At 57.4% G+C, this 20,544-nt stretch carries 15 protein-coding genes, 2 tRNA genes and 3 rRNA genes; 7 read left to right on the top strand and 13 right to left on the bottom strand.

The window, feature by feature from the left end:
* Window positions 1-99 precede the first annotated feature (99 nt).
* Window positions 100-378: a 30S ribosomal protein S20 gene (gene rpsT, locus FH041_RS20560; protein WP_023533220.1), complete on the top strand. Its 279-nt coding sequence runs from the start codon at window positions 100-102 to the stop codon at window positions 376-378.
* A gap of 128 nt (window positions 379-506) precedes the next feature.
* Here the strand turns inward: rpsT and FH041_RS20555 are convergent, their stop codons facing one another.
* The 10 genes from FH041_RS20555 to FH041_RS20505 form a co-directional block, all read right to left on the bottom strand.
* Window positions 507-2,807: a PqiB family protein gene (locus tag FH041_RS20555; protein WP_027915687.1), complete on the bottom strand. Its 2,301-nt coding sequence runs from the start codon at window positions 2,805-2,807 to the stop codon at window positions 507-509.
* On the bottom strand, window positions 2,800-3,423 hold the full coding sequence (locus FH041_RS20550; protein WP_028688058.1) for a paraquat-inducible protein A: 624 nt from the start codon (window positions 3,421-3,423) through the stop codon (window positions 2,800-2,802). Before FH041_RS20550 ends, FH041_RS20555 begins: the two co-directional genes overlap by 8 nt.
* On the bottom strand, window positions 3,410-4,069 hold the full coding sequence (locus tag FH041_RS20545; protein WP_049695400.1) for a paraquat-inducible protein A: 660 nt from the start codon (window positions 4,067-4,069) through the stop codon (window positions 3,410-3,412). Before FH041_RS20545 ends, FH041_RS20550 begins: the two co-directional genes overlap by 14 nt.
* 215 nt (window positions 4,070-4,284) lie before the next feature.
* Window positions 4,285-4,400, bottom strand: a 5S ribosomal RNA gene (gene rrf, locus FH041_RS20540).
* Between the two features lie 134 nt (window positions 4,401-4,534).
* Window positions 4,535-7,427: ribosomal RNA gene (locus FH041_RS20535) — 23S ribosomal RNA — on the bottom strand.
* Window positions 7,428-7,670: 243 nt separating this feature from the next.
* A tRNA-Ala gene (locus tag FH041_RS20530) sits at window positions 7,671-7,746 on the bottom strand.
* 24 nt (window positions 7,747-7,770) lie between these two features.
* Window positions 7,771-7,847 (bottom strand) — tRNA-Ile (locus FH041_RS20525).
* An 85-nt stretch (window positions 7,848-7,932) separates the two neighbouring features.
* Window positions 7,933-9,469 (bottom strand): 16S ribosomal RNA (locus FH041_RS20520).
* Together the 16S, 23S and 5S rRNA genes with 2 tRNA genes alongside form the textbook arrangement of a ribosomal RNA operon.
* 603 nt (window positions 9,470-10,072) lie before the next feature.
* On the bottom strand, window positions 10,073-11,566 hold the full coding sequence (locus FH041_RS20510; protein WP_027915193.1) for a CoA-acylating methylmalonate-semialdehyde dehydrogenase: 1,494 nt from the start codon (window positions 11,564-11,566) through the stop codon (window positions 10,073-10,075).
* 69 nt (window positions 11,567-11,635) lie between these two features.
* Complete coding sequence (locus FH041_RS20505) at window positions 11,636-12,982, bottom strand: aspartate aminotransferase family protein (RefSeq protein ID WP_027915192.1); 1,347 nt, start codon at window positions 12,980-12,982, stop codon at window positions 11,636-11,638.
* Between the two features lie 115 nt (window positions 12,983-13,097).
* Here FH041_RS20505 and FH041_RS20500 point away from each other — a divergent pair, with 115 nt between their 5' ends.
* The 5 genes from FH041_RS20500 to FH041_RS20480 all read left to right on the top strand — a co-directional run bounded on the left by FH041_RS20500 (window position 13,098) and on the right by FH041_RS20480 (window position 17,469).
* On the top strand, window positions 13,098-14,018 hold the full coding sequence (locus FH041_RS20500; RefSeq protein WP_027915191.1) for a LysR family transcriptional regulator: 921 nt from the start codon (window positions 13,098-13,100) through the stop codon (window positions 14,016-14,018).
* Between the two features lie 90 nt (window positions 14,019-14,108).
* Window positions 14,109-14,771, top strand: a complete 663-nt coding sequence (locus tag FH041_RS20495) for a TetR/AcrR family transcriptional regulator (RefSeq protein ID WP_023535181.1) — start codon at window positions 14,109-14,111, stop codon at window positions 14,769-14,771.
* Window positions 14,772-14,780: 9 nt separating this feature from the next.
* On the top strand, window positions 14,781-15,365 hold the full coding sequence (locus tag FH041_RS20490; protein ID WP_028687904.1) for a YigZ family protein: 585 nt from the start codon (window positions 14,781-14,783) through the stop codon (window positions 15,363-15,365).
* A 384-nt stretch (window positions 15,366-15,749) separates the two neighbouring features.
* Window positions 15,750-16,436, top strand: a complete 687-nt coding sequence (locus FH041_RS20485) for an SDR family oxidoreductase (RefSeq protein ID WP_104926549.1) — start codon at window positions 15,750-15,752, stop codon at window positions 16,434-16,436.
* Between the two features lie 85 nt (window positions 16,437-16,521).
* Window positions 16,522-17,469, top strand: a complete 948-nt coding sequence (locus tag FH041_RS20480; protein WP_049695395.1) for an adenosine deaminase — start codon at window positions 16,522-16,524, stop codon at window positions 17,467-17,469.
* 5 nt (window positions 17,470-17,474) lie between these two features.
* On the opposite strand, the gene FH041_RS20475 is transcribed toward FH041_RS20480, so the two are convergent.
* From FH041_RS20475 to FH041_RS20465, 3 genes are all read right to left on the bottom strand, one after another.
* Complete coding sequence (locus FH041_RS20475; protein WP_027915187.1) at window positions 17,475-18,188, bottom strand: helix-turn-helix transcriptional regulator; 714 nt, start codon at window positions 18,186-18,188, stop codon at window positions 17,475-17,477.
* 342 nt (window positions 18,189-18,530) lie between these two features.
* On the bottom strand, window positions 18,531-19,712 hold the full coding sequence (locus tag FH041_RS20470; RefSeq protein WP_125922713.1) for a multidrug effflux MFS transporter: 1,182 nt from the start codon (window positions 19,710-19,712) through the stop codon (window positions 18,531-18,533).
* A 98-nt stretch (window positions 19,713-19,810) separates the two neighbouring features.
* On the bottom strand, window positions 19,811-20,008 hold the full coding sequence (locus FH041_RS20465; protein WP_049695393.1) for a heavy-metal-associated domain-containing protein: 198 nt from the start codon (window positions 20,006-20,008) through the stop codon (window positions 19,811-19,813).
* Between the two features lie 137 nt (window positions 20,009-20,145).
* On the opposite strand from FH041_RS20465, the gene FH041_RS20460 reads away from it, so the two are divergent.
* Complete coding sequence (locus tag FH041_RS20460; protein WP_027915184.1) at window positions 20,146-20,532, top strand: hypothetical protein; 387 nt, start codon at window positions 20,146-20,148, stop codon at window positions 20,530-20,532.
* Window positions 20,533-20,544 lie beyond the last annotated feature (12 nt).

Raw genomic sequence — 20,544 nt, 5'->3', positions numbered from 1 at the left:
GGAACCTTGCAAGTGGCCTTGACATCCGCCCGACTGATCGGCATGATTCGCGGCCTATTTTGTTTGCTATTTACCTAAAGTCTTTCGAGGAGCTCGACGGTGGCCAACTCACCTTCCGCCAAGAAACGTGCAAAACAGGCTGAGAAGCGTCGCAGCCACAACGCCAGCCTGCGTTCCATGGTCCGCACCTACATCAAGAATGTAGTCAAAGCCATTGACGCAAAAGACGCCGAAAAAGCGCAAGCCGCTTACGTTCTGGCTGTACCTGTAATCGACCGTATGGCCGACAAAGGTATCATCCACAAGAACAAGGCTGCTCGTCACAAAGGCCGTCTGAATGGCCACATCAAGGCGCTGAAAGAAGCTGCAGCTGCCTAAGCGACGCGCTAGTCAAAAAACCGACCTCAGGGTCGGTTTTTTTATGCCTGGGTTTTGTGAAGTGCCAGGCTCGCGGCTCAACGCACGCGCTGTAAAGTGGCAGGGCCGCATGGCGGCCCTACCCTGCATTACTTGGCGATCTGAATCTTGGGTGCCCACTGCAGCCATTCGTCTTCAGCTTTCTCGAACAGCGGGAACGTTTGCCTTGGCCGAGCCGGAGTGCCCATGCGTTCCCCCTCGGGCGTCGCGAAGGCAATACCACCATCGATCAGTGTTTCCAGCGACTCCGTGCGCACGGTAGCGCCCTTGAACAAGCCCCAGTCGAAGCCGAAACCGCTGCTGTTCCAGAAGCGGCTGCCGCTACGTACCAGGCTGGCATAACGCGGCTCGATCAGAATGTGGATCAGCACCCTGTCGGCACTCTGGCCTAGCTCGACGTCGGTCACCTTGCCAACCGCCACCTCGCGGAATGTCACGGGCACACCGGGCTTGATGGAGCCTAGCCGAGGTGCGCTGAGGGTCACTGGCAGACCCACCTCCGGACCGGCTACTTCGGGCGCTTCGGCCAGTGCGATGAAGTCACGCTGCGGGCCCCTGTCCTTGACCGCAGGCTGTACTTCCAGGTACTGCCCACCCACCAGCGTGTCGAGGTTTTCGGTGCGCACCAGGCCGAAGGATGGCTTGACCACCCAAAACTGAGTGCCGGCACGGGCAATGCGCTCTGCAGCTTCGGTAATACGTGCCTTCAACAGCACTGCCTGCATGTCTTTGGTAAGGTCGACACTTTCCACACTGCCCACATCCAGCCCCCGGAAGCGGATGGCGGTCCCTGGCTTGAGCCCATCGGCGCGTTCCACACGGATCGTGATAAGGGTACCGGCACGGTTGGCTGCCTCCTGGCTTTCGTGCAGGCGGAAACGCGGGATATGGCGCTTTAGCGGCACATTGGGCCTTGGCGTGTCGAAGGCGATGCCCCCTGCCATCAGGGTTTGCAAGGACTCACTCTTGATCTTGATGCCGGACAGGCCACCGGTGAGGGTAATACCACTAGCGTTCCAGAACCGTGTCGAGCCGTTTACCAGTTTTTCGTATTCTTTCTCGATGTGAACACCGATCAGAATACGGTTGCTGTCACGGGCGAACTGATAGCTTTGCACGCTACCTACCTTCACCTGCTTGAAGGTTACGGGGCTACCCACCTCCAGTGAACCCAGGGTATCTGCGAACAGCACCATGTGCAGGCCCGGCGCCTTCAGGTCCAGCGGCGGCGCCTTGGCGCGCGCTTCGAACTCCCGTTCAGGTCGAGCACCTTTCTCCCCAGGGCGGATGGCAATGTAGTTACCCTTGACCAGTGCTTCCAGGCCCGTGATACCCGCCAGGGAAATGGAAGGTTTGACCACCCAGAACTGAGTGCCCTCCACCAGGTAGTCTTCGGTCAACGGGTCCAATGTCAGCTCGGCAGTGGCGCTGGCAAGGTTGTCCTCCATTTTCAGGGTCTTCAGAGAGCCCACCTGGATGCCTTTGTACATGACAGGCGTACGCCCGGCCTGCAGGCCCTCGTAGTCGCTCAGCTTCACTTTCACCCGGATACCGGCCTGGGCTGCATCGAAGTCCTCGTACAAGCGAAATGGCAGGCTTGGGTCGGTAGGCGGGCTGTCCTTGCGGTGCTCTGGCGTGGCAAAGGCGATGCCGCCGGCGACGATACTCGATAGCGATTCACTGCGCACCTTGACCCCCGATAGCGAGGCATCGATGCTGACGCCGCTGGCGTTCCAGAAGCGCGTATGCTTGCGCACCAGGCTCGCGTAGGCAGGCTCGATGAAGATTTTTACCTCGACTGTGCTCTGGTCGTCGGAAAGCCGGTAGCTTTTCACGCGGCCGACCTGGATTTGCTTGTAGAAGATCGGGCTGTCTTTATTGAGCGACCCCAGGCGCTCGGCCTTGAGGGTGAGGTGCAAACCAGGTTCGGAATCCGACAGGGGCGGTGCCACCTTGAGCGCGGTGAACCGCTTGGTTGGCTCACCCTCTCCGGGGCTGACGGCAATGTAGTTACCCGATACCAACGTCTCGAGGCCGGAAATGCCCGCCAGGCTGACGCTCGGCTTGACCAGCCAGAAACGCGTGCCTTTGTTCAGGTGCCCTTCAGCCGCCTGGTTCATCTCGATGGTGGCGATGACACCCTGATTCTCGCCCTCGGCATCGAGTACCAAACTCTTGACCTTACCGACCGGCATGCCTTTGTAGATGACTTCGGTCTTGTTGGCGACGATGCCTTCGCCCGATTCGAAACGCACCTCGATCTGCACCCCGGCCTCACGGTAAGCCTGCCATGCGAGCCAGCCTCCGATCATCAGCGCGATCAAGGGCAGGATCCAGATGGCCGACCAATTGGAGGCAGGCCGAGTTTTAGCCGTTGGCAGGTCACTCATGGTCGTCATCCGACTCCGTGTTATCCCAAATCAATCGGGGATCGAAGGTCAAAGCAGCAAGCATCGTCAGGATCACCACAGTTGCGAAGGCGACAGCGCCCAGATTGGCTTCGACATTGGCTATCCTGCCGAAATTCACCACTGCCACCAGAATGGCGATAACGAATATGTCGAGCATGGACCAACGTCCTATGAATTCGATGAAACGGTACATCCAGATCCGTTGCCGCGCCGACAGGGGCTGTCGGCGCTGCACGGAATACAGGAGCAGGCCGATCCCTACCAGTTTGAACGTAGGTACGAGGATACTGGCCGTAAATACCACGGCCGCAATCGGAACCATGCCGTGCTTGAGCAGGGCGATGACGCCCGACATGATGGTGTCGGGCGTGCCTTGACCAAATGAGCTGACGGTCATGATCGGCAGCACGTTGGCCGGAATATAGAGAATGGATGCAGCGATGAGCAGCGCCCAGGTGCGCATGATGCTGTTCGGTCGACGCGGATGCACCCTGGCACCGCACCGCATACACGTTTGGGATGCGTCACCTGTGGTTTGCCTGTTCAGTTCATGACACTCGTTGCAGACAACGATACCTGCATCAATCGCCCGCATGCGGGTCCTCCCCCGATAACGCACTCCAGACCTGGTGCGGTGACATGACAACCTCCAGCCAAACCTGAATCAACAGCAAGCTGATGAAGCAGAACAGACCAACCCCTACGGTAAGTTCTGCCAAGTCCACCAATTTGACGATGGCCACGAGCACGCCCATGAAGTAGACCTCGAGCATGCCCCAGTCACGCAAGTGGTGATAGGTTCTGTACAGCAACAGACCTAACCTGCGCCCTGTGTTGAGCCGAATTGCCAGTAGAACGGCCAGCTGACACATCAGTTTTGCCAGCGGTATGGCCATGCTGCACAGGAAAACCACGATGGCCACCCCCTGCATGCCCGAATCATACAGCCCCAGTACGCCGCTCCAGACCGTGTCGTCCGATGTCTGGCCTAGCAGATGCAACTGCATGATCGGCAGGAAATTGGCTGGGATGAACAGCGCGAGCGCCGTCAGCACCAACGCCAGGCTGCGGTTGACCACATTATGCCGGTGCGCATAGAGCTCGTAGCCGCAGCGCGGGCAAAGCGCTTTTTCACCGGGGTGGATCACAGGTTTGCGCAAGAGCAGATCGCATTCATGGCATGCGACCAGGTCTTCGAGTGGCAGATCAGCCAGCGTTTCTGGCTCGACGGGGTTGGACATAGGACGCTTCTGAGTAAGTGCGTGGGGTTATTCTAGTGATCTTATGGAGGCCGGCATAGGCTGGAGATTGCGGTTCGAATGGCCCGGCGCTCGAAATGCGGGCTCTTGACGAACAGGAAGGGGTGCCTTGAGCGACAGGCAGGCTAGAAAGGTTTTTTTCAGCCCAAAGACAAAACCCCTACCTGCATACGCAGATAGGGGTTTTGCGAAATGAATCTTGACGATGACCTACTCTCACATGGGGAAACCCCACACTACCATCGGCGATGCATCGTTTCACTACTGAGTTCGGGATGGGATCAGGTGGTTCCAATGCTCTATGGTCGTCAAGAAATTCTGTAGCCAGAATGTCCTATTGGACAGCCCAGCGAATTCGGATATGTGATGTTTGTGATGCGTTGCGAACTTTCGGCTCATGTCATCTTCACCACCGCAATCTGCAGGAGCAAATTGCTTGGGTGTTATATGGTCAAGCCTCACGGGCAATTAGTATTGGTTAGCTCAACGCCTCACAGCGCTTACACACCCAACCTATCAACGTCGTAGTCTTCGACGGCCCTTTAGGGGATTCAAGATCCCAGTGAGATCTCATCTTGAGGCAAGTTTCCCGCTTAGATGCTTTCAGCGGTTATCTCTTCCGAACATAGCTACCCGGCAATGCCACTGGCGTGACAACCGGAACACCAGAGGTTCGTCCACTCCGGTCCTCTCGTACTAGGAGCAGCCCCTCTCAAATCTCAAACGTCCACGGCAGATAGGGACCGAACTGTCTCACGACGTTCTAAACCCAGCTCGCGTACCACTTTAAATGGCGAACAGCCATACCCTTGGGACCGGCTTCAGCCCCAGGATGTGATGAGCCGACATCGAGGTGCCAAACACCGCCGTCGATATGAACTCTTGGGCGGTATCAGCCTGTTATCCCCGGAGTACCTTTTATCCGTTGAGCGATGGCCCTTCCATACAGAACCACCGGATCACTAAGACCTACTTTCGTACCTGCTCGACGTGTGTGTCTCGCAGTCAAGCGCGCTTTTGCCTTTATACTCTACGACCGATTTCCGACCGGTCTGAGCGCACCTTCGTACTCCTCCGTTACTCTTTGGGAGGAGACCGCCCCAGTCAAACTACCCACCATACACTGTCCTCGATCCGGATAACGGACCTGAGTTAGAACCTCAAAGTTGCCAGGGTGGTATTTCAAGGATGGCTCCATGAGAACTGGCGTCCCCACTTCAAAGCCTCCCACCTATCCTACACAAGCAAATTCAAAGTCCAGTGCAAAGCTATAGTAAAGGTTCACGGGGTCTTTCCGTCTAGCCGCGGATACACTGCATCTTCACAGCGATTTCAATTTCACTGAGTCTCGGGTGGAGACAGCGCCGCCATCGTTACGCCATTCGTGCAGGTCGGAACTTACCCGACAAGGAATTTCGCTACCTTAGGACCGTTATAGTTACGGCCGCCGTTTACCGGGGCTTCGATCAAGAGCTTCGCTTGCGCTAACCCCATCAATTAACCTTCCGGCACCGGGCAGGCGTCACACCCTATACGTCCACTTTCGTGTTTGCAGAGTGCTGTGTTTTTAATAAACAGTCGCAGCGGCCTGGTATCTTCGACCAGCAAAAGCTTACGGGGCAAGCCCTTCACCTTCGCCGGCGCACCTTCTCCCGAAGTTACGGTGCCATTTTGCCTAGTTCCTTCACCCGAGTTCTCTCAAGCGCCTTGGTATTCTCTACCTAACCACCTGTGTCGGTTTGGGGTACGGTTCCCAGTTATCTGAAGCTTAGGAGCTTTTCTTGGAAGCATGGTATCAACCACTTCGTCGCCTAAAGGCAACTCGTCATCAGCTCTCGGCCTTGAAATCCCGGATTTGCCTAAGATTTCAGCCTACCACCTTAAACCTGGACAACCAACGCCAGGCTGGCCTAACCTTCTCCGTCCCTCCATCGCAATAACTGGAAGTACAGGAATATTAACCTGTTTTCCATCGACTACGCTTTTCAGCCTCGCCTTAGGGACCGACTAACCCTGCGTCGATTAACGTTGCGCAGGAAACCTTGGTCTTTCGGCGTGCGAGTTTTTCACTCGCATTGTCGTTACTCATGTCAGCATTCGCACTTCTGATACCTCCAGCAAGCTTCTCAACTCACCTTCACAGGCTTACAGAACGCTCCTCTACCGCATCACCATAAGGTGATACCCGTAGCTTCGGTGCATGGTTTGAGCCCCGTTACATCTTCCGCGCAGGCCGACTCGACTAGTGAGCTATTACGCTTTCTTTAAAGGGTGGCTGCTTCTAAGCCAACCTCCTAGCTGTCTAAGCCTTCCCACATCGTTTCCCACTTAACCATGACTTTGGGACCTTAGCTGACGGTCTGGGTTGTTTCCCTTTTCACGACGGACGTTAGCACCCGCCGTGTGTCTCCCATGCTCGGCACTTGTAGGTATTCGGAGTTTGCATCGGTTTGGTAAGTCGGGATGACCCCCTAGCCGAAACAGTGCTCTACCCCCTACAGTGATACATGAGGCGCTACCTAAATAGCTTTCGAGGAGAACCAGCTATCTCCGAGCTTGATTAGCCTTTCACTCCGATCCACAGGTCATCCGCTAACTTTTCAACGGTAGTCGGTTCGGTCCTCCAGTCAGTGTTACCTAACCTTCAACCTGCCCATGGATAGATCGCCCGGTTTCGGGTCTATACCCAGCGACTAAACGCCCTATTAAGACTCGCTTTCGCTACGCCTCCCCTATTCGGTTAAGCTCGCCACTGAATATAAGTCGCTGACCCATTATACAAAAGGTACGCAGTCACCTAACAAAGTAGGCTCCCACTGCTTGTACGCATACGGTTTCAGGTTCTATTTCACTCCCCTCTCCGGGGTTCTTTTCGCCTTTCCCTCACGGTACTGGTTCACTATCGGTCAGTCAGTAGTATTTAGCCTTGGAGGATGGTCCCCCCATATTCAGACAAAGTTTCTCGTGCTCCGTCCTACTCGATTTCATTGACAAGAGATTTTCGTGTACGGGGCTATCACCCACTATGGCCGCACTTTCCAGAGCGTTCCACTAATCTCAAACCAACTTAAGGGCTGGTCCCCGTTCGCTCGCCACTACTAAGGGAATCTCGGTTGATTTCTTTTCCTCAGGGTACTTAGATGTTTCAGTTCCCCTGGTTCGCCTCTTGCACCTATGTATTCAGTACAAGATAACCAGCTTGTGCTGGCTGGGTTCCCCCATTCAGAGATCTCTGGATCACAGTCTGTTTGCCGACTCCCCAAAGCTTTTCGCAGGCTACCACGTCTTTCATCGCCTCTGACTGCCAAGGCATCCACCGTATGCGCTTCTTCACTTGACCATATAACCCCAAGCAATCTGGTTATACTGTGAAGACGACATTCGCCGAAAATTCGCACGTTGCTCTTTCGAGCAGAACTCACAAATTTTACCTTAGCCTGAATTCCAGCAGTGAAACTGGTCTTCAGTCTATTTCTATCACATATCCGAATTTTTAAAGAACGGTCTGACAAAAGTCAGAAATCAACATTCACACCGGAATGTTCATTTCTGTATTCTGAACAGTGCTGCAAACCTGAAGGATTGGTGGAGCCAAGCGGGATCGAACCGCTGACCTCCTGCGTGCAAGGCAGGCGCTCTCCCAGCTGAGCTATGGCCCCGTATTCTACGGCTGAACCAAGTAATGGTAGGTCTGGGCAGATTTGAACTGCCGACCTCACCCTTATCAGGGGTGCGCTCTAACCAACTGAGCTACAGACCTATAACAGGGTCGCGTTACAGCATCGTCTTTTACAATGAATCAAGCAATTCGTGTGGGAGCTCATCAGCAGGCTGATGTCGTCGATTAAGGAGGTGATCCAGCCGCAGGTTCCCCTACGGCTACCTTGTTACGACTTCACCCCAGTCATGAATCACACCGTGGTAACCGTCCCCCCGAAGGTTAGACTAGCTACTTCTGGTGCAACCCACTCCCATGGTGTGACGGGCGGTGTGTACAAGGCCCGGGAACGTATTCACCGCGACATTCTGATTCGCGATTACTAGCGATTCCGACTTCACGCAGTCGAGTTGCAGACTGCGATCCGGACTACGATCGGTTTTGTGAGATTAGCTCCACCTCGCGGCTTGGCAACCCTCTGTACCGACCATTGTAGCACGTGTGTAGCCCAGGCCGTAAGGGCCATGATGACTTGACGTCATCCCCACCTTCCTCCGGTTTGTCACCGGCAGTCTCCTTAGAGTGCCCACCATAACGTGCTGGTAACTAAGGACAAGGGTTGCGCTCGTTACGGGACTTAACCCAACATCTCACGACACGAGCTGACGACAGCCATGCAGCACCTGTGTCAGAGTTCCCGAAGGCACCAATCCATCTCTGGAAAGTTCTCTGCATGTCAAGGCCTGGTAAGGTTCTTCGCGTTGCTTCGAATTAAACCACATGCTCCACCGCTTGTGCGGGCCCCCGTCAATTCATTTGAGTTTTAACCTTGCGGCCGTACTCCCCAGGCGGTCAACTTAATGCGTTAGCTGCGCCACTAAAATCTCAAGGATTCCAACGGCTAGTTGACATCGTTTACGGCGTGGACTACCAGGGTATCTAATCCTGTTTGCTCCCCACGCTTTCGCACCTCAGTGTCAGTATCAGTCCAGGTGGTCGCCTTCGCCACTGGTGTTCCTTCCTATATCTACGCATTTCACCGCTACACAGGAAATTCCACCACCCTCTACCGTACTCTAGCTTGCCAGTTTTGGATGCAGTTCCCAGGTTGAGCCCGGGGCTTTCACATCCAACTTAACAAACCACCTACGCGCGCTTTACGCCCAGTAATTCCGATTAACGCTTGCACCCTCTGTATTACCGCGGCTGCTGGCACAGAGTTAGCCGGTGCTTATTCTGTCGGTAACGTCAAAATTGCAGAGTATTAATCTACAACCCTTCCTCCCAACTTAAAGTGCTTTACAATCCGAAGACCTTCTTCACACACGCGGCATGGCTGGATCAGGCTTTCGCCCATTGTCCAATATTCCCCACTGCTGCCTCCCGTAGGAGTCTGGACCGTGTCTCAGTTCCAGTGTGACTGATCATCCTCTCAGACCAGTTACGGATCGTCGCCTTGGTGAGCCATTACCTCACCAACAAGCTAATCCGACCTAGGCTCATCTGATAGCGCAAGGCCCGAAGGTCCCCTGCTTTCTCCCGTAGGACGTATGCGGTATTAGCGTTCCTTTCGAAACGTTGTCCCCCACTACCAGGCAGATTCCTAGGCATTACTCACCCGTCCGCCGCTGAATCCAGGAGCAAGCTCCCATCATCCGCTCGACTTGCATGTGTTAGGCCTGCCGCCAGCGTTCAATCTGAGCCATGATCAAACTCTTCAGTTCAATACTGCTTGGGTTTTTAAGAAACCCTAAACTTGGCTCAGCAATCTCAAATGACTATGTGATTTCTCGCATGGCCACTTGTGATGCTGATAATCTTTCTGACTATCAGTCCGTACTCACAAGCACCCACACGAATTGCTTGATTCGATTTGTTAAAGAGCGTTTGGCTAAGAGTGTTTCGTCTCAACCGAGGCGCGCATTCTACGCTTTCCTCATTGCCTGTCAAGCGTTTATTTTGAAGGTTGTTTCGAGAAACTCGTTCAACTTCAACCACTTGACTCGCTTCGATCTCTCGTAGCGGGAGGCGAATTCTACAGCGTTTCAACACGCTGTCAACCTTCTTCTCAACCGCCTTCGATCTATTCGATCGTAGCCCTTTCAGCACCACCCGAACTAGCTAACTCATTGAATCTCAAGGAGTTTCGCGTTCCAATGTCGCTGGAAGTGGGGCGCATTATAAGGGGATTCGAAACCGCGTCAACCTTTAATTTCATATATTTGAAATATTCAGGCCGTGGGTGGGAAAGACGCCGTACATGAATGAACCATGACGCTATATAGAAGAAGGAGGCCCCGTGGCCTCCTTCGTCGTTTACAGCACGCTTACAAACTAGGGAACGCGAACTGCGATGCTTCATGGCTAGCACGTTGCGGCCAGCGTTGAGTAATGGCCTTGCGCCGGGTGTAGAACCTCACGCCGTCCGGCCCGTAGGCATGCAGGTCACCAAACAGCGAACGCTTCCAACCGCCGAAGCTGTGGTAGGCCACAGGGACCGGCAGCGGAACGTTCACCCCCACCATGCCTACTTCGATCTCATCGCAGAACAACCGCGCCGCTTCACCGTCACGGGTAAAGATGCAGGTACCGTTGCCATACTCGTGATCATTGATCAGTTGCATGGCCTGTTCAAGGCTGTCGACCCGTACTACACACAACACCGGCCCGAAAATCTCTTCCTTGTAGATGCGCATTTGCGGGGTCACCTTGTCGAACAAGGTGCCGCCGACGAAATAGCCTTCTTCATTACCCGATACGCGCAAGCCGCGACCGTCGACAACGAGCCTGGCCCCCGCCGCTACGCCTTCCTCGATGTAGCCAACCACTTTGTCGCGAGCAGCCGCCGTGACCAGCGGCCCCATGTCCAGGCCGCACGATGTGCCCGCACCGATCTTCAGTGCCTTGATTTGCGGCTCAAGCTTGGCAATAAGCGCATCGGCCACCTGGTCACCCACGCATACCGCGACCGAAATGGCCATGCAACGCTCACCGCACGAACCATAGGCAGCCCCCATCAGCGCACTGACGGCGTTGTCCAGGTCGGCATCGGGCATCAGCACTGCGTGGTTTTTCGCGCCGCCCAGTGCCTGGACGCGCTTGCCACGTTTGGTACCCTCAGCGTAGATGTACTCGGCGATCGGCGTGGAACCCACGAAACTCAGCGCCTTGACCTCCGGTGCCTCGATCAGGGCATCCACCGCTTCCTTGTCACCGTGCACCACATTGAGGATGCCCTTGGGCAGGCCCGCTTCCAGCAACAGCTGGGCGATGAACAGCGTCGAGCTGGGGTCGCGCTCCGACGGCTTGAGAATGAATGCGTTGCCGCATGCGATTGCCAGTGGATACATCCACAGCGGCACCATCGCCGGGAAGTTGAAGGGCGTGATACCCGCCACTATGCCCAGCGGTTGGAAGTCGGACCAGGCGTCGATATTGGGTCCTACGTTTCGGCTGTACTCGCCCTTGAGCAATTCAGGTGCAGCACAGGCGAACTCGACGTTCTCGATACCGCGCTTCAACTCACCGGCGGCATCTTCCAGGGTCTTGCCGTGCTCCTCGCTGATCATCTGTGCGATTCGCGCTTCGTTCTGCTCGAGCAGCTGCTTGAAACGGAACATGACTTGCGCGCGCTTGGCCGGCGGGGTGTTGCGCCAGGCCGGGAACGCGGCTTTGGCAGCATCGATGGCTTGCTGCACGGTCGCACGACTGGCCAGTTCGACCTTGCGAATGGCCTGGCCAGTGGAAGGGTTGAACACATCGGCGGTGCGCTCGCCCTTGGTAACCAGGTCACCGTTGATCAGGTGCTGAACAATGCTCATGTAACACTCCAGAAAAAAAGAGGCGTGACAGGCGTGCCTGCGGCAAACGCCTGCCTTGAACGCAGGAAATCAGTCGATCAGGTTCAGGGTCTCGCCCACGGCATCGAACAGACGGTCCAGCTCTTCGGGCTTGGTATTGAAGGTTGGGCCGAACTGCAAGGTGTCGCCACCGAACCGCACATAGAAGCCCGCTTTCCACAGTTTCATGGCCGCTTCATAAGGGCGAACGATGGCATCTCCGTCCCGGGCGGCGATCTGGATGGCGCCTGCCAGGCCATAGTTGCGGATATCGACGATATTCTTGGTGCCTTTGACGCCGTGCAGCAGCTTCTCGAAATGCGGTGCCAGGTCGGCAGCAGACTGCACGAGGTTTTCTTTTTGCAGCAGATCCAGTGCGGCAAGACCTGCCGCGCAGGCGACCGGGTGTGCGGAGTAGGTATAGCCATGGGGGAATTCCACGGCATAGTCCGGCGTCGGCTGGTTCATGAAGGTGTGATAGATCTCGCTGCTGGCGACCACGGCCCCCATGGGGATCGCCCCGTTGGTCACCTGCTTGGCGATGCACATCAGGTCAGGCGTAACGCCGAAGGCCTCGGCGCCGGTCATCGCGCCCATGCGGCCAAAGCCGGTGATCACTTCGTCGAAGATCAGCAGGATATTGTGCTGGGTGCAGATTTCACGCAAACGCTTGAGGTAACCCTTGGGCGGCGGCAGCACGCCGGCCGAACCCGCCAGCGGCTCGACGATCACCGCTGCAATATTGGACGCGTCGTGCAGCTCGATCAGCTTGAGCATCTCGTCAGCCAGCGCGATACCGCCTTCTTCCGGCAGACCCTTGGTGAACGCGTTGGCCGGCAATACGGTGTGGGGCAGATGATCGACGTCCAGCAACTGCCCGAACATCTTGCGGTTGCCGTTGACACCACCCAGGCTGGTACCCGCGATGTTCACCCCGTGGTAGCCACGGGCGCGGCCAATGATCTTGGTCTTGGTGGCCTGGCCTTTCAAGCGCCAATAGGCGCGCACCATCTTCAGCGCCGTATCGGCACATTCGGAGCCTGAGTTGGTGTAGAACACATGATTCAGGTCACCCGGGGTCAGTTCGGCAATCTTTTCAGCCAGCTGGAAGGACAACGGGTGCCCGAACTGAAACCCCGGCGAATAGTCCAGGGTGCCGATCTGACGCGACACCGCCTCGGTGATTTCCTTGCGGGTATGGCCCGCGCCACATGTCCACAAACCTGACAGGGCATCGAAAATCCTGCGCCCCTTGTCGTCCACCAAATGGTTGCCATCGGCCGCCACGATCAGCCGAGGATCGCGCTGGAAATTGCGGTTGGCGGTATAGGGCATCCAGTGCGCATCCAGCTTGAGCTGGCTGGCGATACCGGCAGGCGCGGTTTGGAGCATGTTCATCGGCGGTTCCTCGAGAGACGATTAGGCAACGATGGATGTTGTTGCAGCTAACTTGGCATGGCGATAAAGTCTGAAAAAGCCTGCATTTCTAACCTTTACACAGGCCACGACTAAACTGATGAGCCGACGCCCCGATCCGCTTGCCCAAGTCAGCGACTTCGATATTCGCCTGCTGAAAATCTACCGCAGCGTGGTGGAATGTGGCGGGTTTTCCGCCGCGGAAAACGTGCTGGGTATCGGGCGATCGGCTATCAGTCAGCAGATGAACGATCTTGAGCAGCGTCTGGGTTTGCGCCTGTGCCAGCGCGGGCGTGCAGGGTTCTCGTTGACCGAGGAAGGCCGAGAGGTCTATCACTCGGCGCTGCAACTGCTGAGCGCACTGGAGACCTTCCGTACCGAAGTCAACGGCCTGCACCAGCATTTGCGCGGCGAGTTGAACATCGGCCTGACCGATAACCTCGTCACCCTGCCGCACATGCGCATCACCCATGCGCTGGCTGAACTCAAGGACCGAGGTCCGGACGTGCGTATCCAGATCCGCATGATTGCACCCAGCCAGGTGGAGCACGGCGTTCTAGATGGTAGCCTGCATGTGGGCGTCGTCCCCCAGACCAGCCCGTTGTCGGGGCTGGAATATCAACCGCTGTATAGCGAACGCTCGCTGCTGTACTGCGCCGTCGGTCATCCGCTGTTCTACGCCGATGACCATCTGCTCGACGATGAGCGCCTCAATCGCCAGGAAGCCATTACCCCAACCTTCCGCTTGCCTGCCGAAGTCCAGGCCCACTACCAGGTGCTCAACTGCACGGCCAGCGCCTCTGATCGCGAAGGCATGGCGTTTCTGATCCTGACAGGGCGCTACATGGGTTACTTGCCTGATCACTACGCTGCGCTCTGGGTCCAGCAAGGAAGGCTGAGAGCGCTCAAGCCGCAGCAACGTTTCTATGACCTGAGCTTGAGCTGGGTGACGCGAAAAGGCAGACGGCCCAACCTGGTGCTTGAGAGTTTTCTGGAAAGTCTGGCTGCGACACGTTGATGCCACTCTCTGCCGCCAATGCTTGTTACTTTGCCGTGGGAAGGTAATCTTGTCCTACAGACGCAGCCATCCCCCTGCACGGAATCGTTCATGACATTAGAAGTCCCTGCGCATCGCCTATCCGCCTCCGGCAAACCCGCAGGCCGTATTCGACAGAAAAACGAACAGGCCATCATCAAGGCCGCCGAAGACGAGTTCGCCCGTCATGGTTTCAAGGGCACCAGCATGAACACCATCGCCCTCAAGGCGGGGCTGCCCAAAGCCAACCTGCATTACTACTTCACCAACAAGCTGGGCCTGTATATTGCCGTACTCAGCAACATCATCGAGCTATGGGACAGCACCTTCAACGCCTTGAGCGTCGAGGACGACCCGGGCGAGGCGCTTAGCCGGTACATTCGCACGAAGATGGAGTTCTCCAGGCGCAACCCGCAGGCGTCCCGAATCTTCGCCATGGAAGTCATCAGCGGCGGCTCATGCCTGACCGAATACTTCAGCGCTGACTACCGCGAGTGGTTCCGGGGCCGGGCGGCAGTGTTCCAGGCCTGGATGGACGCCGGCAAGATGGACCCTGTCGACCCCGTCCACCTGATCTTCCTGCTATGGGGCAGTACCCAGCATTACGCCGACTTCGCCACGCAGATCTGCCAAGTCACTGGCCGCAGCCGGTTGACCAAGCAAGACATGGAAGATGCCAGCACCAACCTTATCCACATCATTCTCAAAGGATGCGGCATCGCGCCAGTTGCCTGACCGACATTTATGCCTTCTACCCTGCTCGACCTCTGCGAATACCGCGAGGACATTCGCAAAAGCCGCTTCATTACCCTGGCCGGGCCCATCGACAGTGCCAGCGATGCCATGAGTTTCATCGAGCGTCACAGCGACCCCGACGCCACCCACAATTGCTGGGCATGGAAAATCGGTGCTCAATACCGCAGCAGCGACGATGGTGAACCCGGCGGCACGGCCGGGCGCCCGATCTTGTCAGCCATCGAGGCACAGGATTGCGATCAGGTAGTAGTACTGGTCATCCGCTGGTACGGTGGCATTCAGCTTGGCACCGGCGGGTTGGCCAGGGCATACGGCGGCGGAGCCAACAAATGCCTGCAGCAGGCCCCCAAGCGCCTGCTGGTACAGCGCAGCGAGTTCACTTGCAGTTGTGCGTTCAGCGAGTTGGCACTGGTGAAACTGCGGATCGCCGACGTTCAGGGTCTGGTGCTTGAAGAGCACTTCACCGCCAATGGTGTAGACCTGAGGCTTGCCTTTGAAGATGCCCACAGGCAGCCACTGCAGCAGCAATTGGCAGACCTGAGCCGCGGCCGGATCCTGTTGGAGAGTTGCTGAGTATTGCCCACAGCAACTGTGGGCCTGGCTGTGGATAAGCTTGGGGCATACGCCTAGAGCCCAATAAGCATGAGCCCTCCACAGGTTTGTTCAAAATTTGACCACGACTGCTGGATCGGCGGCTTGACCAAAGCCGGCCTGAGTTATCCCCATGCGCAGGTGGCAATAAGGTTGGACCGCTGCGGTTTGCACACATTAATTGTGGAGCAGCCTGTGGATAACCCGTGAGTGGAACGACAGGGCGCCTGTTGCACAAGGCCGCACCAAGGTTCGCTCATTTTTCGAGCAGCAACGCTCTCCCGAGCAACAACACGAATGACCTGGCACGACCCCGCGCCCTATGGATTATGCTCATTGGCTCTGACAACCATAGGGAGCACGCTCATGGCCGATTCAAAAACCGCTCTGATCATCGGGGCCTCACGTGGCCTGGGGTTAGGCTTGGTCAACCGCCTGTACGAAGACGGATGGGAGGTCACCGCCACCGTACGCACTCTGCAAATACCAGGCGCTCTGGCTGATGTTCCAGGCGTGCGTATCGAACAGCTGGAAATGAATGACCCAGCCCAACTCGACACCCTGGCCGAGCGTCTGACCGGCCAGCTATTCGACCTGGTGTTTATCAACGCAGGTGTCATGGGCCCTCTCCCACAGGATGTGGAAAACGTCACACACCAAGAAATCGGTGACCTGTTCATGACCAACGTCGTTGCACCGATTCGTGTCGCACGCCGCCTGGTTGAACATGTACGTGAACATACCGGCGTACTCGCCTTCATGAGCTCCATTCTGGGCAGTGTCGCAGTGCCTGATGGCGGGGAGATTTGCTTGTACAAAGCCAGCAAGGCGGCCCTCAACTCCATGATCAACAGTTTTGTGGTGGCCCAGCAGCGCCATGACCTGTGCGTATTGGCCATGCACCCAGGATGGGTGAAAACCGACATGGGCGGAGAAAACGCGGAGATCGACGTGTTGACCAGCACGCGTGGCATGCTCGAGCAGATCAAGGCCCAGGGTGGAACGGCGGGCCTGCGCTTCATCAACTACAAGGGCGAACCCTTGGTCTGGTGATTGGGCAGGTTGCCGCCATTGGGGCGCACGGCCGGGCCGGGCCCTGTAGAATGGCGGCAACCGTACCTGATTGAGATCACCTTATATGTATGACTGGTTGAACGCCCTGCCCAAGGCCGAACTGCACCTGCACCTTGAAGGCTCCCTGGAACCCGAGTTGCTGTTCGCCCTGGCCGAGCGCAACAAGATTGCCCTGCCTTGGGCTGATGTCGAGACGTTGCGCGGTGCGTACGCCTTCAACAACTTGCAGGAGTTTCTCGACCTGTACTACCAGGGTGCCGACGTTCTGCGCACCGAACAGGACTTCTATGACCTCACATGGGCTTACCTTCAGCGTTGCAAAGCGCAGAATGTGATTCACACCGAGCCCTTCTTCGATCCACAGACACACACCGACCGCGGCATCCCTTTCGAAGTGGTGCTCAATGGCATCAACCAGGCACTTAAGGATGGCCGTGACCAGTTGGGCATCAGCAGCGGCCTGATCCTGAGCTTCCTTCGTCACCTGAGCGAAGACGAAGCCCACAAGACGTTGGACCAGGCCCTGCCGTTTCGCGACGCATTCATTGCCGTTGGGCTGGACAGTTCCGAAATGGGCCACCCACCGAGCAAGTTCCAGCGTGTGTTCGACAGGGCACGCAGCGAAGGCTTCGTGGCCGTCGCGCATGCCGGCGAGGAAGGCCCGCCCGAGTACATCTGGGAAGCGCTGGACCTGCTCCAGATCAAGCGTATCGATCACGGTGTGCGCGCCATCGAGGACGAGCGCCTCATGCAGCGCATCATCGAGGAGCAGATCCCCTTGACCGTGTGCCCACTGTCCAACACCAAGCTGTGCGTGTTCGACCACATGAGCCAACACAACATTCTCGACATGTTGGAAAAAGGCGTGAAGGTCACCGTCAACTCGGACGACCCAGCCTATTTCGGTGGCTACGTGACGGAAAACTTCCACGCCCTGCACACTCACCTGGGTATGACCCAAGAGCAAGCTCGCCGGCTTGCCCAGAACAGCCTGGATGCGCGCCTGGTCTGACGCGTTCAGCCCACCTGCAGCGTCTCGACCCGGGCGATGCGATTGATCTGCTGGATACCCAGCGGTGATATGTGCAACGCCCGGGTATCTTCGGCCTCGCGCATCCACCCTGATTGCAGGAACAGCCGGAACAGCGCCTGGCCCAGAATGCCCCCCAGGTGCGGTTCCATGTCGTGCCACTCGGTGCAGCGGCACATCGTGCATGCTCGGGGCTGATGCGGTGCCAGCGCATCGATGTATACGCCGAGGCGAGCCAGTTGCGCTCGCCCCTCATCGCTGACCACCAACTGCCGCCCACAACCATCCAGCCATCCAGCCACTACCAGTCGATGGTAGAGTTCGCCTGCAAGCTCACCGCCCAGGTGATCGCCGCACCGCCTGGCGCGTCGCACGGACATGGGCAATGAAGGGCGCGGCGTGTGGGCATGACGGTTTCTTGCCTGTTCGAGCTGCACGCTGGCAAGGGCCTCTACAGCGGCGCCCACCTGAGGCGTTGCCAGGCGGAAATAACGCTTGCGTCCCCTGGCCTCATGCCGAAGCAAGCCCGCTGAAGAAAGCAGCGAAAGATGTGCACAGGCCGATGAGGCGCTGAGCCCGGTCATGATGGCCAACTCGTTGGCCAGGCGGGGGGTGCCATCGATCAAGGCCCATAACATGGCACTGCGCTTGGGGTCGGCCATCAGGCTGGCGATCTGGCTGATGCTGCTGGCTGCTTTCATGTCCCTGTGACTCCTGCATATTCACTGTGTAGGTGCGATGGCCGACCCTGGCCCACGAACGCCCTCGCTCGCGCCGGCCTGGCTCGTCAGTATAAGCCGCACCTGGAGCCACCCTGGCGCCACTCCCAGGCCTAGTTGTCGCAAAAATGCACTGGGTAGGGCTACCCTTTGCAGGAGACTTATTCAACGGCATGTTCGCAAAACAGCCTGTATATCGGCGGTTTGACAGGAAACATGGCCCAGCATGGAGTGAGTTAAGGCATATCACTTATTGCAAATTCGGAAGATGCCCACAGCCGTCTTCACCAAATAGCGCAGATACAATCGAAGGTTCTTCACGCCTCATACCGAGCGTTTAAATTGCAAGCGCCGCGTCAACAGCGCAACCGTGACCACCAATGCCCCACACAGGCTCATCACCAGCGCCATGGGCACCGCGCTGCCATCGTGCAGCAAACCCACCAACGCCGCGGCCCCAGCGGCAACACTGAACTGCACGCAGCCCATCATGGCCGACGCGCTGCCAGCCCGAGCGCCCTGCCCGCTCATGGCGCAAGCCGAGGCGTTGGGCAGAATGAAGCCCAGGCTCGCTATGCACACGAATAGCGGTACCAATAGCGGCCAGAGCGCTGGGGGCCTGATTGCCGCCATGCTCAGCAAAACCAGGCCTGCTGCCAGGTATACCCATACCGCCCGGGTCAGCAGCCAGGCGGGCCCGCGTTTGGCCAGCAGGCGTGCGTTCACCTGAGCCATCAGGATGAACCCCGCAGCATTGGCACCGAAGAACCACCCGTAATGCTCGGCAGGTACTCCGTACAACTTGATGAACACGAACGGCGAGCCTGCGATGTAGGCAAACATGCCGGCGATGGCGATACCGCCCGTCAAGGCGTGCCCCAGGAACACACGGTCGGCGAGCAGGCGCAGGTACTGACGCAAAGCCCCTGACAATGGCTGCCGGGGAATATGATCAGGCATGCTTTCAGGCAGCCCGAGGCTGACGGCGAGCAGGCAACCGGCACTGAACAGGCTCAAGGACAGGAAAATGAACTGCCACCCAGCATGGTTGACCAGCACGCCGCCGAGCATGGGCGCAAGGATCGGCGCCAAGCCCATGACCAGCACCAGCTGCGAGAACACCTTGGCCGAAGCCACCGGGTCGCACTTGTCGCTGACGATCGCCCGGGATAGCACCATACCCGCGCAGCCGCCCAGTGCCTGGACAAAGCGCGCCAGAATCAGGGTGTCCAGGTTGGGCGCATAGGCGCATCCCAGCGATGCCAGGGTAAAAAGCGCCACGCCAAACAGCAACGGCTTGCGCCGACCGAAACGGTCAGCTACCGGGCCATAGAGGAGCTGCCCGATCGACAACCCGAGAAAGTAGGCAGCCAGAGTGGTCTGGATGTGTTTTTCATCAGTGGCGAACGCCTGGGCTATCGCCGGAAAGGCAGGCAGGTAGAAGTCGATCGCCAAAGGCCCGAACGCACTGAGTGCGCCCAGGATAAGGACCATTCGCAGGTTCATCGGGAATCCATAGCAAGCTAACAAAGTTGCACATTCTACCTGCTGTGGACCCCGTGCTGCGCAAAACAATCCAACAATAGCGTTGCCAGCTTGAGCGCCTACGCAATTTCGGCCTGGTAACCCTCTTCCTGGATGGCCGCCCGTATCTGCGCTGGGTCGGCGCTGCTATCGACGCGAACCTGCTTCTTGGCCAAATCGACATCGACCTTGGCAGCGCCATCGAGCGCCTGAACGGCTTGGGTGACCGCCTTCACGCAATGGCCACAGGTCATGCCTTCTACAGTGAATACGTGCATGGAAACACCTCCTCAAGGTTTTCAGCGAGTTTCAAGCTTGCCATGGGGGCAAGGTCAAGCGGGCGTGTCTGGAGGTGGCAATTCGCGTCCACCTCGGCCAAGCTGCGACTTTGAAACAGGCAAGCAGGAGAGTGTTCATGTTCAGGACAGCAATGGGCTTCATCGGGCTGCTGGGTGCGCTCGCTGCAGTGCCGCCGGCCGCCGCCGAAGACAACTCGGCCTACAGCGTACTGATCATTTCCCGCGAACGGCTTGAAGTGGCCACCAGTTGCGAGATCGGTGTCTACCTCAACGATCAACTGGCGGGGCGACTGTTCCAGGAACAGTCCACGTCGTTCAACCTGCCTGCGGGCCCCGTCGATGTACGCCTGCGCCTGCTGCCTGGGCAGACACCCGGTTGCGCCCCGGGCCTTGAGGATCAACGTAGCACCCGGTTGAACCTGCAAGCTGGGCAGATCAACAAGTACCGCATCGCGATGGGCCACTATGGGATGGAGCTCAAGCGAACGCCGCTGGACTATTGACCTTCCCCAGGT

This window comes from Pseudomonas sp. SWI7, from assembly GCF_006351945.1.
In the GTDB taxonomy this organism is placed as follows: domain Bacteria; phylum Pseudomonadota; class Gammaproteobacteria; order Pseudomonadales; family Pseudomonadaceae; genus Aquipseudomonas; species Aquipseudomonas fulva.
This window is presented reverse-complemented; position numbering and strand designations above follow the sequence as displayed.

Excerpts from the sequence above, each read along its gene's own strand:
- FH041_RS20555 (WP_027915687.1), bottom strand. The coding sequence starts at position 2,807 with ATGAGTGACCTGCCAACGGCTAAAACTCGGCCTGCCTCCAATTGGTCG.
- FH041_RS20550 (WP_028688058.1), bottom strand. The coding sequence starts at position 3,423 with ATGCGGGCGATTGATGCAGGTATCGTTGTCTGCAACGAGTGTCATGAA.
- FH041_RS20545 (WP_049695400.1), bottom strand. The coding sequence starts at position 4,069 with ATGTCCAACCCCGTCGAGCCAGAAACGCTGGCTGATCTGCCACTCGAA.
- FH041_RS20510 (WP_027915193.1), bottom strand. The coding sequence starts at position 11,566 with ATGAGCATTGTTCAGCACCTGATCAACGGTGACCTGGTTACCAAGGGC.
- FH041_RS20505 (WP_027915192.1), bottom strand. The coding sequence starts at position 12,982 with ATGAACATGCTCCAAACCGCGCCTGCCGGTATCGCCAGCCAGCTCAAG.
- FH041_RS20495 (WP_023535181.1), top strand. The coding sequence starts at position 14,109 with ATGACATTAGAAGTCCCTGCGCATCGCCTATCCGCCTCCGGCAAACCC.
- FH041_RS20490 (WP_028687904.1), top strand. The coding sequence starts at position 14,781 with ATGCCTTCTACCCTGCTCGACCTCTGCGAATACCGCGAGGACATTCGC.
- FH041_RS20485 (WP_104926549.1), top strand. The coding sequence starts at position 15,750 with ATGGCCGATTCAAAAACCGCTCTGATCATCGGGGCCTCACGTGGCCTG.
- FH041_RS20480 (WP_049695395.1), top strand. The coding sequence starts at position 16,522 with ATGTATGACTGGTTGAACGCCCTGCCCAAGGCCGAACTGCACCTGCAC.
- FH041_RS20475 (WP_027915187.1), bottom strand. The coding sequence starts at position 18,188 with ATGAAAGCAGCCAGCAGCATCAGCCAGATCGCCAGCCTGATGGCCGAC.
- FH041_RS20470 (WP_125922713.1), bottom strand. The coding sequence starts at position 19,712 with ATGAACCTGCGAATGGTCCTTATCCTGGGCGCACTCAGTGCGTTCGGG.
- FH041_RS20465 (WP_049695393.1), bottom strand. The coding sequence starts at position 20,008 with ATGCACGTATTCACTGTAGAAGGCATGACCTGTGGCCATTGCGTGAAG.
- FH041_RS20460 (WP_027915184.1), top strand. The coding sequence starts at position 20,146 with ATGTTCAGGACAGCAATGGGCTTCATCGGGCTGCTGGGTGCGCTCGCT.